The organism is Kitasatospora sp. NPDC001664, assembly GCF_053596675.1.
The window spans coordinates 112,673-126,323 of sequence record NZ_JBSFGS010000018.1 but is presented as its reverse complement, the minus strand read 5'-3'; the positions used below and the strand labels follow the sequence as shown (position 1 = coordinate 126,323).

Genomic DNA, 13,651 nt, shown 5'->3' with positions numbered 1-13,651 from the left:
TGCACCGCCACCGCCGTCTGTTACCTCAGCGCCTCAGTTCAGCAGGGGCCGAGGTCGGTCCACACGCCCCACTGACCGGTGGTCGAGGGGTCCTCGTTGGTCGTCCACCACTTGTTCTGGTAGTTGCGACCCTTCCAGGACACCTTGGTGGTGGTGGCGTACACGGCGCCGGCGCTCCAGCTCGGCGCGGTGCAGGTGCCGCCGGTCTGGCTGGCCGAGGGGCTGGCCGAGGCCGACGGGGAGGCCGAGGCGCTCGGGCTGGCCGAGGCCGACGGCGAGGCCGACGCGCTCGGGGAGGCCGAGGCGGACGGCGAGGCCGAGGTGCTCGGCGAGGGCGAGGTGGTCGCGCCGCCGCTGCCGCGGGTCAGGTCCACGGCCAGGCCGTAGAGGGTGCCGCCGACGTTCACGGTCCAGTTGCCGGGGGTCGAGACCGGCAGGTAGTAGGTGAAGTCCATGGTGAGCGAGGCACCCGGGGCCAGCGACTGCCAGGACGGCAGCTTGACCGAGGCCCGGTTGTAGATGCCCTTCAGGCCGCCGACGTTGTTGCCGGTGTGGTCCTGACGGATCGTGGTGAGGCCGAAGCCCGAGGAGTCCTTGGCGTTGCCCGGGGCCGAGCTCGAGTAGTCGAACTGGAACTCGGTACCGCCCGGCAGGGTCACCGTGGAGTTGTTGGTGATCTGCAGCTTCGGGCTGATCGGGTAGTTCGAGTCGCCCAGCGCGAAGTTGTTGAACTGGATGTCGATCGGCAGGGTCTGCTTCGGCAGCGCGATGGTGGAGCGGGTCGCGCCGTAGCCGGAGGCGGCCTTGAACTTGTCGTACATCAGCGAGGTCAGGGTCGAGCCCGGGACGTACTGGTTCTTCGCGGCGTCCCACTTGTAGTCGCCCGCGAGCTCCCAGATCATCGCGCCGCCGATGCCGTTGTTCACGACGTAGTCGGCCTTGGCGCCGACCGACTGCTCGTCCTCGGTGGAGAGGAAGACCTTCTTCTGCGCGTTCCACAGCCACGGCGCGACCAGGGTCGAGTCGTAGTTGCGGGTGTAGGTGCCCTGGAGCGCGGTGTCGGTCAGGCCGTACTTGGAGAGGTAGTCGGGCAGGATGCCCTTCTCCAGGTTCTTGGCGTGCCACATCGGGTTGGAGCCCGCCGGGGACTCGACCCCGTTGGTGTCCTTGTCGTTCCAGAGGTTGTCGATGCCGACCGCGCCGTCACCACAGGTGGTCAGGCCGGAGCCCGCCGGGCAGGTGTTGGTCGAGGCGGTGCCCCAGAGGCCGTTGGTGCCGCCGGTGACGTTCTTGAAGCCGCGGGTGTAGTACGGGAGGCCGACGTTGATCCGGCCGGCCGTCATCGCACCGCGGAAGTAGTGGTACGCCCAGTCGGTGTTGAGGTAGCCGATGCCGCCGTACTGCGAGGTGCCGTACACGTTGGCGGCGGCCAGCTCGGCGTCCTTGCCGTCGTCGAACAGCGAGGCGTTCGGGCCGACGTACTTGTTCCAGGCGCCGTGCAGGTCGTACGACATGATGTTGACGTAGTCCAGGTACTTCGCCATCTGGTACGTCTCCATGCCGCGGAGCAGGTACCCGGAGGACGGAGCGGCGACGGTCAGCATGTAGTGCTTGCCGTCGGCGGCGCCGGCCCGGTCCAGCTTCTCGCGCATGGTCTTCAGCAGGGCGTCGAAGGCCTTGACCAGCGAGCCGCGCTTGGCGTTCGCGGTGGTCCAGTCGAGCGGGTTGCCCGCGTCCTTCATCGAGGTGGCGTACTCGTAGTCGATGTCGACGCCGTTGAAGCCGTACTTCTTGATGAAGTCGACCGAGGAGTCCGCGAAGGTGTTGATGCCGGCCTGGTTGACCGAGCCGTCCGCGTTGACCGTGGTCGAGTAGAAGCCGCCCGAGTTGACGCGCTTGCCGTCGGCACCGAAGTAGCCGCCGGTCTCGGCCCAACCACCCACCGAGATCAGGGTCTTGACGTTCGGGTACTGCTTCTTGTACTTGGTCAGCAGGTTGAAGTGACCCTTGTACGGAAGCGTCGGGTCCATCTCCGCGCCGGCCACGCCGGGGAAGGTGATGCCGGTCGCCTCGTTGGTCGGGGTGTCGTCACCGACCGAGAGCTTGTTGCTGCCGTCGATGTGGCCGAAGGCGTAGTTGATGTGGGTGACCTTGTCCCACGGGACGTTGTTCACCAGGTAGGCGGGCGTGCCGTCCTTGCCGGTGCGCCAGCCGGTGAAGTAGCCGATGATGCGGCGCTGGTGGTCCGCGCCCATCTTCTCGCGGCCCTCGGTGTCGTAGACGCTGCAGTACGGGACGTCCACGCCGGGCGTGGTGTACATCCCGTCGGGGCGACAGGACTGGTTGTCGACGGCGGCGGCGGCCTGCGAGGGCGCGGTGCCGAGCGTGGCGACGAGCAGACCGGCCATGGCGGCGGCGGCAGAGGTGGCGAAGGCCACGCGCTTGCCGGACGTCCGACGGCCCGCAGCGGTGGGACGCTGCTCCGTCGTGGATCGGATCAACACTCGTTCCTCCAGGGGGAGAGTGCCGGCGCGCGCTGTGGGAACGCACGCTGTGGGGGAATTGCCGAGAAGCTATGTGGTCTGAACCACACAGGTCAATAGGTCTGTACCAATCGACGAAGAACCGAGACCTGAACCGTCAGGTGATCCTCATCACCCGTTCATCTTCCGTATGCGCGCGGCCCCTTGGCCCCAGTGGTGCTTCGCATCCGGTGGCGTTCCGGGCCCGCCGCGCCACCGCTGCGGCATCGAGACGATCACGGTGACCCGGCCGGGCCCCGGGGTGCCGCCGTGGCCGGATCCGGCAGCGCCGACGGGCCGCCCCGGCGCACGCCCGGCGGGTACCGGCCGTAAGGCGGGTGCCGGGCGGCCGACCGGCCAAGTAGCATGGCGACGAAGCACCCTGCGGCCTTGGCGGAACGGCAGACGCGCTGGCTTTAGGTGCCCGTGAGGGAGACCTCGTGAGGGTTCGAATCCCTCAGGCCGCACAACGGGGAAGGCCCCCGCCTCCGAACCACTCGGAGGCGGGGGCCTTCTCACGTCGCGTCAGAGGGCGGCGCGGGCCTGACGGCGCTTCAGCCGAGCAGCTCCCGGACCACCGGCGCGAGCCCGCGGAAGGCCTGGCCCCGGTGGCTGATGGCGTTCTTCTCGTCCGGGGTGAGCTCGGCGCAGGTCCGGGTCTCGCCCAGCGGCTGGAGCACCGGGTCGTAGCCGAAGCCGCCGCTGCCGGCCGGCTCGGTGCGCAGCGTGCCGAGCAGCCGGCCCTCCACCACCCGCTCGGTGCCGTCCGGCAGGGCCAGCGCCGCCGCGCAGGCGAAGTGCGCGCCGCGGTGCGGCTCGGCGATGTCGGAGAGCTGGGCCAGCAGCAGGTCGAGGTTGGCCCGGTCGTCGCCGTGCTTCCCGGCCCAGCGGGCCGAGAAGATCCCGGGCGCGCCGTTCAGCACGTCCACGCAGAGCCCGGAGTCGTCGGCGACGGCGGGCAGGCCGGTGGCGCGCGCCAGCGCGTGCGCCTTCAGCAGGGCGTTCTCCGCGAAGGTCACGCCGGTCTCCCGGACGTCCGGGACCTCCGGGTAGGCGTCGGCCCCGACCAGCTCCACGTCGAGGCCGGCCGCACCGAGGATGTCGCGCAGCTCGGTCACCTTGTGCCGGTTCCGGGTGGCGAGGACGAGTCGTCGGGTAGTCATGCGGCCAGCCTAGGGTCTGGGAGGGACCCCGGGGCCCGCCGACCCGTCCTCGACGGAGCGTCAGCCGGTGCAGACCTTGGTGAGGTTGGCGGCGGCGTCGCCGAGCGGCTTGAGGTCGGGGACCTGCTTGCCGTTCGCCGCCTGCTGGAGCTTCTCGACCTGGGTCTGGAGGTCGGTGACCGCCTTGGCCACGTCGGTGTCGCTGGAGTTGCGGCCCAGCTGGTCCAGGTCGGTCTTGAGCTTCTGCAGCGCCTGGCCGGCCGCCTGCGGGTCGTTCTGGGCGTTCCCGAAGGCGCTGCTCACGTTGGCGATGTCGGTGCTGACGGTCACCGCGGTGTTGCCGCAGTCCAGCGCCTTCTGCGCGGCCGAGCAGCCCACCGCGAGCGGCAGCAGCAGGGCGAGCGCGGCGACGGACAGGACGGTGGAGCGGTGGGTGCTGAACGGCATCGGGTCCTCCGGTCGGGTGGGCGGGCACCGGGGAGGACGAGTGACGGCCCTCCCCGGTTCCCGGACCGGTCCGCTCCGCGGGTCCGACGCACGGTCAGGCCTGGAGCGACTCCAGCGCCTTCTTCTGGACCTCGTCCAGCTCGGCGCAGCCCAGGGTGCCCAGGTCGAGCAGCTGGTCCAGCAGCGCGCGGTCGAAGGGCGCGCCCTCGGCGGTGCCCTGGACCTCGACGAAGCGGCCGTCGGAGGTGCAGACGATGTTCATGTCGGTCTCGGCCCGGACGTCCTCCTCGTAGCGGAGGTCGAGCATCGGGACGCCGTCGATGATGCCGACGCTGACGGCGCTGACGCCGCCGGTGATCGGCTGGCCCTTGGCGCGCAGCAGCTTCTTCTCGCGGGCCCAGGAGACGGCGTCCACCAGGGCGACGTAGGCCCCGGTGATGGCGGCGGTGCGGGTGCCGCCGTCGGCCTGGAGCACGTCGCAGTCGAGCACGATGGTGTTCTCGGCCAGCGCGCGGTGGTCGATCACGGCGCGCAGCGAACGGCCGATCAGCCGGCTGATCTCGTGGGTGCGGCCGCCGATCTTGCCGCGGACCGACTCGCGGTCGCCGCGGGTGTTGGTGGCCCGGGGCAGCATGGCGTACTCGGCGGTGACCCAGCCCTCGCCGCTGCCCTTGCGCCAGCGCGGCACGCCCTCGGTGACGCTGGCGGTGCAGAGCACCTTGGTGTCCCCGTAGGAGACCAGGACGGAGCCTTCGGCGTGCTTGCTCCATCCGCGTTCGATGGTGACCGGGCGGAGCTGATCGGGCGTGCGGCCGTCGATGCGAGACATGGTCCCGAGCCTATCCGCTGCGGGCGCCCCACCCGGAAACGCTGAGGCCCGTCGACCCCCTGACGGGGTGACGGGCCGGAGCGGTGATCGGAGACCTGAGGGGGTCTCAGCTCACATCATGTCCTCGATGTCGGCGGCGATCGGGTCGGCGTCGGTGCCGATGACGACCTGGATCGCGGTGCCCATCTTGACGACGCCGTGGGCGCCGGCTGCCTTCAGCGCGGCCTCGTCGACCAGGGAGGAGTCCTTGACCTCGGTGCGGAGGCGGGTGATGCAGCCCTCGACCTCTTCGATGTTGTCGATCCCGCCGAGACCGGCGACGATCTTCTCAGCCTTGCTGGCCATGTCCTTCTCCCTCTGTCTCGGCCCCCGGCGGCTGTGCCCGGAGCCGTACCGCTCGGTGCTGGTGGCAGTGGCCGGAAAGTGACGCGGGCTCAGATGCCGCGCCCATGACGGCACCCGGACAGCATCGCCCGATTCCGACCGACTTGTCACGTTAGTCCACTTTTGGCCGAGCACGACGCGCGCGCCGCCGATGATCACCCGAGGATGACGATCAGTGGGAACTCGGACCCGTCGGACCCGCAGTGCCAGAAGTGGTCTACACCAATATTAGGTGCACTTCGGACAACGCGCCGACGCCCTCCGGTGTTCCTGCCCGGACCGGTTCGGCACTCGGAGGACGATGATGAGTTCGGCAGGCGCGGCAGTTCCGCAGAGACAGTGGTGGCACGGCCTGTACGGCGGCCTCCAGAAGATGGGCCGCAGCCTCCAGCTCCCGGTGGCCGTGCTCCCCGCCGCCGGCCTGCTCAACCGGATCGGCCAGCCCGACGTGTTCGGCGCCGACGGCCTCGGCTGGGACAACGTGGCCAAGGTCTTCGCGTCCGCCGGCGGCGCGCTGCTCAGCTCCACCCTCGGCCTGCCGCTGCTGTTCTGCATCGGCGTGGCGATCGGCATGGCGAAGAAGGCCGACGGTTCCACCGCGCTGGCCGCGGTGGTCGGCTTCCTGGTCTACTTCAACGTCCTCGCTGCCTTCCCCGAGGACTGCACCGGCGCGGCCAAGCTGGTCGGCAACCAGTGCGTGGACTACGCCGCCCAGAAGTCGTCCAACGCGGTCTACCAGAACCCCGGCGTGCTGGGCGGCATCGCGATCGGGCTGATGTCGGCCTGGCTCTGGGTCCGCTACCACCGGGTCAAGCTGGTCGACTGGCTCGGCTTCTTCAACGGCCGCCGCCTGGTCCCGATGATCACCGCCGTGATGGGCCTGGCCTTCGCCTGCCTCTGCCTCTGGGTCTGGCCGCCGATCGGCGACGCGCTCAACTCCTTCTCCGAGTGGCTCTCCGACCTGGACGCGGTGGGCTCCGGCATCTTCGGCCTCGCCAACCGCGCCCTGCTGCTGATCGGCATGCACCAGCTGCTGAACACCTTCCTCTGGTTCCAGTTCGGCTCCTTCACCAAGCCGGACGGCACCGTGGTGAACGGCGACATCAACCGCTTCCTGGCGGGCGACCCGACGGCCGGTCAGTTCACCTCCGGCTTCTTCCCGATCATGATGTTCGCCCTCCCGGCAGCCGCCCTGGCCATCGCGCACTGCGCCAAGCCGCACCGCCGCAAGGAGATCACCGGCCTGATGCTCTCGGTCGGCCTGACCTCCTTCGTCACCGGCGTCACCGAGCCGCTGGAGTACTCCTTCGCCTACATCGCCCCGGCGCTGTACGCGCTGCACGCGATCCTCACCGGCGTCTCGATGGCGGTCACCTGGGGCCTCGGCGTGCACGACGGCTTCTCCTTCTCGGCCGGCCTGATCGACTACGTCATCAACTGGAGCCTGGCCACCAAGCCCTGGATGATCATCCCGATCGGGCTCTGCTTCGCGGTGGTCTACTACGTGGTCTTCCGCTTCGTCATCATCAAGTTCGACCTCAAGACCCCCGGGCGCGAGGACGAGGACGAGGTCGAGGACGTCACCAAGGCCTGACCCTCCGTCAATCCGCCCGAAAGGCCCTCGGACCCACCGGTCCGGGGGCCTTTCGGCATGCCGGAGAAGGGACCAAGTGCCCTGGCGGAATTCACGCCGGAATTGGCAAAACCAGAAGTGTCGCAGTTATTTCCTCCGGACTTAAACGGCGTGTTAGAAAAGTTTTCGCACCCCACTGGTGTAGACCAATTGGCCGATCACCGATCGGTGCGCAACGCCGCCCACCGCCCGAAGGACAGCCCATGAGCACGACCGCCGCCGCACCGGCGAAGAGGCCCGGAGCCGGCCTCCTGCAAGGTCTCCAGAAGATCGGACGCAGCCTCCAGCTCCCGGTCGCCGTACTGCCGGCCGCCGGCATCCTGCTCCGCCTCGGCCAGGACGACGTCTTCGGCAAGGACGGCCTCGGCTGGGGCAAGGTGGCCACGGTCTTCGCGACCGCGGGCGACGCCGTCTTCGCCAACCTGCCGCTGCTGTTCTGCGTCGGCGTGGCGATCGGCTACGCCAAGAAGGCGGACGGCTCCACCGCTCTCGCCGCCCTGGTCGGCTACCTGGTGTTCCACAACGTCCTGACGGCCTTTCCGATGGCCGGCACCGTCACCGAGGCACTGCCCAAGGGATCACCACAGAACCCCGGGGTGTTCGGCGGCATCGTGATCGGCCTGCTGAGCGCGATCCTGTGGCAGAAGTACCACCGCACCAAGCTGGTCGACTGGCTCGGCTTCTTCAACGGCCGCCGCCTGGTCCCGATCATCATGGCCTTCGTCGGCACCCTGGTCGGCGTGGTGGTCGGACTGGCCTGGGGCCCGATCGGCACCGGCCTGACCAACGCGAGCGACTGGCTGGTCGGCCTCGGCTCGGCGGGCGCCGGAATCTACGGCGTGGCCAACCGGATGCTGATCCCGATCGGCATGCACCAGTTCCTCAACACCTTCTTCCAGCAGCAGGTGGGCAGCTTCACCGACGCCTCCGGCCACACCTGGGTCGGCGACATCCCGCGCTTCTTCCACGGTGACCCGACGGCGGGTCAGTTCATGTCCGGCTTCTTCCCGATCATGATGTTCGGCCTCCCGGCCGCCGCCATCGCCATCGCGCACTGCGCCCGTCCGGAACGCCGCAAGGCCGTGATGGGGATGATGGTCTCGGTCGCGCTGACCAGCTTCATCACCGGCGTCACCGAGCCGATCGAGTTCTCCTTCATGTTCATCGCCCCGGTGCTGTACGTGATCCACGCACTGCTCACCGGCCTCTCGATGGCACTCACCTGGGCGCTCGGGGTGCACGACGGCTTCAGCTTCTCGGCCGGCCTGATCGACTACGCGCTGAACTGGAACCTCGCCACCAAGCCCTGGATGATCATCCCGATCGGACTCTGCTTCGCGGCGCTCTACTACGGACTCTTCCGCTTCGCGATCACCAAGTTCAACCTCACCACCCCGGGCCGCGAGCCCGAGGACGAAATCGAGGACATCACCAAGGACTGACACCCCCTCAGCCCGCGGCCCGCTCCCGGTGGAACCCCCACCCGGAGCGGGCCTTTTTGTTGCGCAACTCGCCAAAATCGCGATTACGGCGGGTAACCATGATCACCAATCCAAAAGAAGGTTTCGATTTCATAGCGCTTCCCACCTGCGCGGCACCCGGGGGTACCGAGGCTCCTCCGCCCGTGCTAGAAAACTGGTCTACACCACTAGTGGTGTAGACCAGTTCGCGGTTCGGCCCCCGATGCACCGCCCCCGACCGACCCGCCCTGACGTTGAGGAACCACCCCCATGACCACGACAGCAACGGCGCCGTCCCCGGCCAAGAAGGCCGGGCAGAGCCTGCTCCAGGGCCTGCAGAAGATCGGCCGCAGCCTCCAGCTCCCGATCGCCGTCCTCCCGGCCGCGGGTCTGCTGCTCCGCCTCGGCCAGGACGACGTGTTCGGCAAGGACGGCCTCGGCTGGGGCAAGGTCGCCGCCGTCTTCCTGACCGCCGGTGACGCCGTCTTCGCCAACCTGCCGCTGCTCTTCGCGGTGGGCATCGCGATCGGCTTCGCGAAGAAGGCCGACGGCTCCACCGCGCTCGCCGCGCTGGTCGGCTTCCTGGTCTACAAGAACGTGCTCACCGCGTTCCCGATCACCGAGGGCCACATCGCCGACGGCAAGTGGGTCGCCCCCACCTACCAGAACCCGGGCGTGCTCGGCGGCATCGTGATCGGCCTGCTGAGCGCGATCCTGTGGCAGAAGTACCACCGCACCAAGCTGGTCGACTGGCTCGGCTTCTTCAACGGCCGCCGCCTGGTCCCGATCATCATGGCCTTCGTCGGCACCGCCGTCGGCGTGTTCTTCGCGCTCTGCTGGGGCCCGATCGGCGACGCGATCGCCAGCCTGAACGACACCCTGATCGGTGCGGGCGCGCTCGGCGCCGGCGCCTTCGGTCTGATCAACCGCGGTCTGCTGCCGGTCGGCATGCACCAGTTCGTCAACTCGTACGCCTGGTTCCAGACCGGTGACTACACCAAGGCCGACGGCACCGTCGTGCACGGTGACATCACCCGCTTCTTCGCCGGCGACCCGACGGCCGGTCAGTTCACCTCCGGCTTCTTCCCCATCATGATGTTCGCGCTGCCCGCCGCCGCGCTGGCCATCGCGCACGCCGCCAAGCCCGAGCGCCGCGCCGCCGTGATGGGCATGATGATGTCGCTCGCGCTGACCTCCTTCGTCACCGGTGTGACCGAGCCGATCGAGTTCGCCTTCGTCTTCATCGCCCCCGCGCTGTACGTGATCCACGCCGTGCTGACCGCCGTCTCGATGGCCGTCACCTGGGCGCTCGGCGTGAAGGTCGGCTTCACCTTCTCCGCCGGTCTGATCGACTTCGGCCTGGCCTACTCCAAGGCCAGCTCGCCGCTGCTGATCATCCCGATCGGCCTGGTCTTCGCGGCCCTCTACTACGTCCTGTTCCGCTGGGCGATCGTGAAGTTCGACCTCAAGACCCCCGGTCGCGAGGACGACGCCGAGATCGAGGACATCACCAAGGCCTGATCCGGCCCCCGCTCCACCCCACCGACCCCGACCGGCAACTGCCGGTCGGGGTCGGTGCGTTGTGGACGGAGGTTGACGGGCCGCCAGGACCGCTGGTCCACTGGGGGCATGCGCGCCTCGTGCTTCCTGGTGACCCGCGACCACATCGACTTCGGTCGCGTGTGGTCGGCGGCGTGTCGTCGCTGCGGTTGATCCCAGCCCAGACACGACACCACCTCCGGAAGGCCGAGGCCCCGCCGTGCCCCACTCCCTGCTGCTCTCCTCCGGTCTGGACGGCCCCGGGCCGCTGACCGCCGCGCACTACACCGAACTCGCCCTGCTCGCCGAGCGCGGCGGGCTGGACTTCGTCACCCTGGACGACTCGCTCGCCCCCGGCTCCAACCTGCTGGACGCCCTCGCGGTGTTCGCCCGGGTCGCCCCCGCCACCTCGCGGATCGGGCTCGTCCCGACCGTCACCACCACCCACACCGAGCCCTTCCACACCTCGCTCGCGGTGAACACCCTGGACTGGGTGAGCGAGGGCCGGGCCGGCTGGCTGGTCGACGTCTCGGCCACCGAGGAGGAGGCCAGGGCCTTCGGCCGCCGGGCGGTGCTGCCCGTCGAGGAGCTCTGGCAGGAGGCCGCCGACGCCGTCGAGGTGGCCGCCCGGCTCTGGGACAGCTGGGAGGACGACGCGGAGATCCGCGACCTGGCCACCGGCCGCTTCGTCGACCGGGAGAAGCTGCACTACGCGGACTTCGAGGGCCGGTGGTTCTCGGTCAAGGGCCCCTCGATCACCCCGCGCCCGCCGCAGGGCCGCCCGGTGGTGGCGGTCCGGCTCGACCACCAGGAGACCGGCGCCCGACGGGAGTTGGCGCTCCACCAGGCCGACCTGGTGCTGCTGGACGCGCCCTCCCCGCAGACCGCCGCCACCGCCCGGGCCGCGCTGCGCACCGCCGCCGGGCGCGACCTGCTGGTGCTGGCCCGGGTCTCCCCCGGCGTCCGCCCGGCCGACTGGGCCGGCGCGGTGGACGGCCTCCACCTGGTGCCGCGTCATCTGCCCGCCGACCTGCGGGAGTTCATCGACGCCACGGCGGCCGGCAGCGGCCGCGGCGGGACCCTGCGGGACCGGCTCGGCCTGGCCCGTCCGGTCTCCCGTTACGCCGCCACCGCGGGGGTGGCCCGATGAGTGCGCGCCAGAAGAAGCAGGTGCACCTCGCCGCGCACTTCCCCGGCGTCAACAACACCACCGTCTGGGCCGATCCGGCCTCCCGGAGCCAGATCGAGTTCAGCTCCTTCCGTGAGCTGGCCCGCACCGCCGAGCGCGGCCTGTTCGACTTCTTCTTCCTCGCCGAGGGCCTGCGGCTGCGCGAGGTGAACGGCCGCATCCACGACCTGGACGTGCTCGGCCGCCCCGAGTCGATCACCGTGCTGAACGCGCTGGCCGCCGTCACCACCCACCTCGGTCTGGCCGCCACGGTCAGCGCCACCTTCAACGAGCCGTACGAACTCGCCCGCCGGCTGGCCTCCCTGGACTTCCTCTCGGACGGCCGGGCGGCCTGGAACGTGGTCACCTCCAACGACGCCTTCACCGGCGCGAACTTCCGCCGGGGCGGCTACCTGGACCACTCCGACCGGTACCGCCGGGCCGAGGAGTTCGTCCAGCTGGCCTCGGAGTTCTGGGCCTCGGACGGCAGGGTGGTGCTCCACTCCGGGCCGCAGTTCACCGTCGAGGGCGCAGGGCCGCTGCCGCCCTCGCCGCAGGGACGGCCGGTGATCATCCAGGCCGGGGACTCGGACGAGGGGCGGGAGTTCGCCGCCGCCCACGCCGACGTGGTGTTCAGCCGGCACTCCACCCCGGAGGCCGGCCGGGCCTTCCACGCCGACGTGAAGCGGCGGCTGGCGGCGTACGGGAGGCGGCCGGAGCAGCTGAAGATCATGCCGGGGGTGACCTTCGTGCTCGGCTCCACCGAGGCGGAGGCCGCCGAGCGCTCGGCGCTGATCCGCCGTCAGCAGGTCGGCCCGCGCACCGCGCTGGCCCACCTGGAGCAGATCTGGGGCCTCGACCTCTCCGACCACGATCCGGACGGCCCGCTCCCGGCCGCCGACCCGGTGGTCGGCTCCGCCCTGGTCCAGGGCCGCACCCGGCTCGGCGACCCCCTCGAACTCGCGGCCCGTTACCGGAAGCTGGCCACCGAGAAGGGGCTCAGCTCGCGCGAGGTGGTGATCGAGCTGAGCGGCCGCCACTCCTTCGTCGGCACGCCCGAGTCGGTGGCCGCCGCCCTGGACGAGCACGTCCAGCGCGACGCGGCGGACGGCTTCATCCTGATCCCGCACCTGACGCCGGGCGGGCTGGACGACTTCGTCGAGCACGTGGTGCCGCTGCTCCAGCGGCGCGGCGTGCACCGCACCGAGTATCCGGTGGGGACGCTGCGGGAGCGGCTGACCGGCAGCCCCTGACCCCCGCCGGGCGCCCGGCGCCGTCAGAGCTGGTAGACGGCGCCGGGGCGGGCCACCTCGACCGGTCCGGCGAAGGCGGCCTGGGCGTCCCGGCGGTTGACCTCGGGGTCGGTCCACGGCGGGATGTGGGTGAGCACCAGCCGGCCGACCCCGGCGGCGGCCGCGTGCTGCCCGGCCTCGCGGCCGTTCAGGTGGACCGCCGCGAAGGTCTCCTTGCCGTCCGTGTAGGCCGCCTCGCAGAGGAACAGCTCGGTGCCCCGGGCGAGTTCGACCAGCTCCGGGCACTCGCCGGTGTCCCCGGAGTAGACCAGGCTGCGGCCCTCGTGCTCGATCCGGAAGGCGAAGGCCTCCACCGGGTGGTTCACCCGGGCCACCGTGATCCGCAGCGGGCCGAGCTCGAAGCTGCCCTCGGCGAGCGTGTGGAAGTCGAACACCTCGGTCATGCCCGGCTGTTCGGGCATGTCGTAGGCGCGCGCCAGCCGCTCGGCGGTGCCGGTCGGGCCGTACACCGGCACCGGGTCCGGGCAGCCCTCCATGCGGTAGTTGCGGGCCACCCAGTAGGCGCAGAGGTCGATGCAGTGATCGGCGTGCAGGTGGCTGAGCAGGATGGCGTCGATCTCGTAGAGCCCGGCGTACTTCTGCAGCGCGCCGAGCGCGCCGTTGCCGAGGTCCAGCAGGACCCGGTAGCCGTCGGCCTCGACCAGGTAACTGGAGCAGGGGGACTCGGCCGAGGGGAAGCTCCCCGAGCACCCCACCACGGTCAGTTTCATGCCGAGCCCCTCCACCCCGTCTGGTCATGGTCCGAGCCCCGGACGCCCACCGACTGGCGGTGGCCGGGCTGCCTGACGAGAGTAAGGGCCGGACGTCACTTTGCCCCCGTCCCCGTGCCGTGCTGTGGCTGATGTCACCAGAACGGGCCGCCGACGGCGGACGGGGCGTCACCGGTTCCCCGGGCGGTTGCGGGCCCAGGCCCGGATGGTCTCCGCGAACCAGCGCGGGTGGCCGCTGCCGTCCACCACGTCCGGGTCGGGCAGCAGGCCGTGGCGGCGGTAGTTGCGGACCGTGTCGGGCTGGACGTTGATGTGCCGGGCGATCTCCGAGTAGGACCACAACTCGCGGCTGCAAAAGGACATCTGGGCCACCTTCAGGTGCGGCTGATCTTCCGTGGTCAGCTTTTCCGGCCCAACGAGGATCTTTAGTGCGGAACGGACTCCGTGGCCGTTCCGTGACGAATCGGCAGCGCCGAACGGATA

12 protein-coding genes and 1 tRNA gene are annotated in these 13,651 nt (G+C 70.2%); 6 read left to right on the top strand and 7 right to left on the bottom strand.

The features are described from left to right. Window positions 1-38 precede the first annotated feature (38 nt). Window positions 39-2,408 carry a chitinase C-terminal domain-containing protein gene (locus ACWCYY_RS25025; protein ID WP_449797331.1) on the bottom strand — a complete coding sequence of 790 codons (2,370 nt, stop codon included), beginning with the start codon at window positions 2,406-2,408 and terminating at the stop codon, window positions 39-41. Window positions 2,409-2,906: 498 nt separating this feature from the next. On the opposite strand from ACWCYY_RS25025, the gene ACWCYY_RS25020 reads away from it, so the two are divergent. Continuing rightward, window positions 2,907-2,989 (top strand) — tRNA-Leu (locus tag ACWCYY_RS25020). 87 nt (window positions 2,990-3,076) lie between these two features. Here the strand turns inward: ACWCYY_RS25020 and rdgB are convergent. The 4 genes from rdgB to ACWCYY_RS25000 all read right to left on the bottom strand — a co-directional run bounded on the left by rdgB (window position 3,077) and on the right by ACWCYY_RS25000 (window position 5,306). Further along, window positions 3,077-3,685: an RdgB/HAM1 family non-canonical purine NTP pyrophosphatase gene (rdgB, locus tag ACWCYY_RS25015; protein ID WP_345290438.1), complete on the bottom strand. Its 609-nt coding sequence runs from the start codon at window positions 3,683-3,685 to the stop codon at window positions 3,077-3,079. A 60-nt stretch (window positions 3,686-3,745) separates the two neighbouring features. After that, on the bottom strand, window positions 3,746-4,132 hold the full coding sequence (locus ACWCYY_RS25010) for a hypothetical protein (protein WP_345290437.1): 387 nt from the start codon (window positions 4,130-4,132) through the stop codon (window positions 3,746-3,748). 94 nt (window positions 4,133-4,226) lie between these two features. Next, a complete protein-coding gene (rph, locus tag ACWCYY_RS25005; RefSeq protein ID WP_345290436.1) occupies window positions 4,227-4,961 on the bottom strand; it encodes a ribonuclease PH in 735 nt (244 codons plus the stop codon). 111 nt (window positions 4,962-5,072) lie between these two features. Continuing rightward, window positions 5,073-5,306 (bottom strand): PTS glucose/sucrose transporter subunit IIB, encoded by a 234-nt coding sequence (locus ACWCYY_RS25000; RefSeq protein ID WP_345290435.1) that lies wholly within the window; start codon window positions 5,304-5,306, stop codon window positions 5,073-5,075. Between the two features lie 343 nt (window positions 5,307-5,649). Here ACWCYY_RS25000 and ACWCYY_RS24995 point away from each other — a divergent pair, with 343 nt between their 5' ends. From ACWCYY_RS24995 to ACWCYY_RS24975, 5 genes are all read left to right on the top strand, one after another. Beyond that, the gene (locus ACWCYY_RS24995; RefSeq protein WP_380149621.1) at window positions 5,650-6,939 is read left to right on the top strand and encodes a PTS transporter subunit EIIC; all 1,290 of its coding nucleotides are present in this window, start codon (window positions 5,650-5,652) and stop codon (window positions 6,937-6,939) included. A 242-nt stretch (window positions 6,940-7,181) separates the two neighbouring features. Then, window positions 7,182-8,420 (top strand): PTS transporter subunit EIIC, encoded by a 1,239-nt coding sequence (locus tag ACWCYY_RS24990; RefSeq protein WP_380149622.1) that lies wholly within the window; start codon window positions 7,182-7,184, stop codon window positions 8,418-8,420. Between the two features lie 288 nt (window positions 8,421-8,708). Further along, on the top strand, window positions 8,709-9,959 hold the full coding sequence (locus tag ACWCYY_RS24985) for a PTS transporter subunit EIIC (RefSeq protein ID WP_345290434.1): 1,251 nt from the start codon (window positions 8,709-8,711) through the stop codon (window positions 9,957-9,959). Window positions 9,960-10,197: 238 nt separating this feature from the next. Further along, entirely contained in the window at window positions 10,198-11,127 is a 930-nt protein-coding gene (locus ACWCYY_RS24980; RefSeq protein ID WP_449797302.1) for an LLM class flavin-dependent oxidoreductase, read from the top strand. Further along, window positions 11,124-12,398: an LLM class flavin-dependent oxidoreductase gene (locus ACWCYY_RS24975; RefSeq protein WP_449797301.1), complete on the top strand. Its 1,275-nt coding sequence runs from the start codon at window positions 11,124-11,126 to the stop codon at window positions 12,396-12,398. The genes ACWCYY_RS24980 and ACWCYY_RS24975 overlap by 4 nt, the downstream gene beginning before the upstream one ends. 23 nt (window positions 12,399-12,421) lie before the next feature. Here the strand turns inward: ACWCYY_RS24975 and ACWCYY_RS24970 are convergent, their stop codons facing one another. Then, window positions 12,422-13,168, bottom strand: coding sequence for an MBL fold metallo-hydrolase (locus ACWCYY_RS24970; RefSeq protein ID WP_345290431.1), 747 nt, complete (start codon window positions 13,166-13,168; stop codon window positions 12,422-12,424). A gap of 168 nt (window positions 13,169-13,336) precedes the next feature. After that, the gene (locus ACWCYY_RS24965; RefSeq protein WP_345290430.1) at window positions 13,337-13,531 is read right to left on the bottom strand and encodes a helix-turn-helix transcriptional regulator; all 195 of its coding nucleotides are present in this window, start codon (window positions 13,529-13,531) and stop codon (window positions 13,337-13,339) included. Window positions 13,532-13,651: the final 120 nt, after the last annotated feature.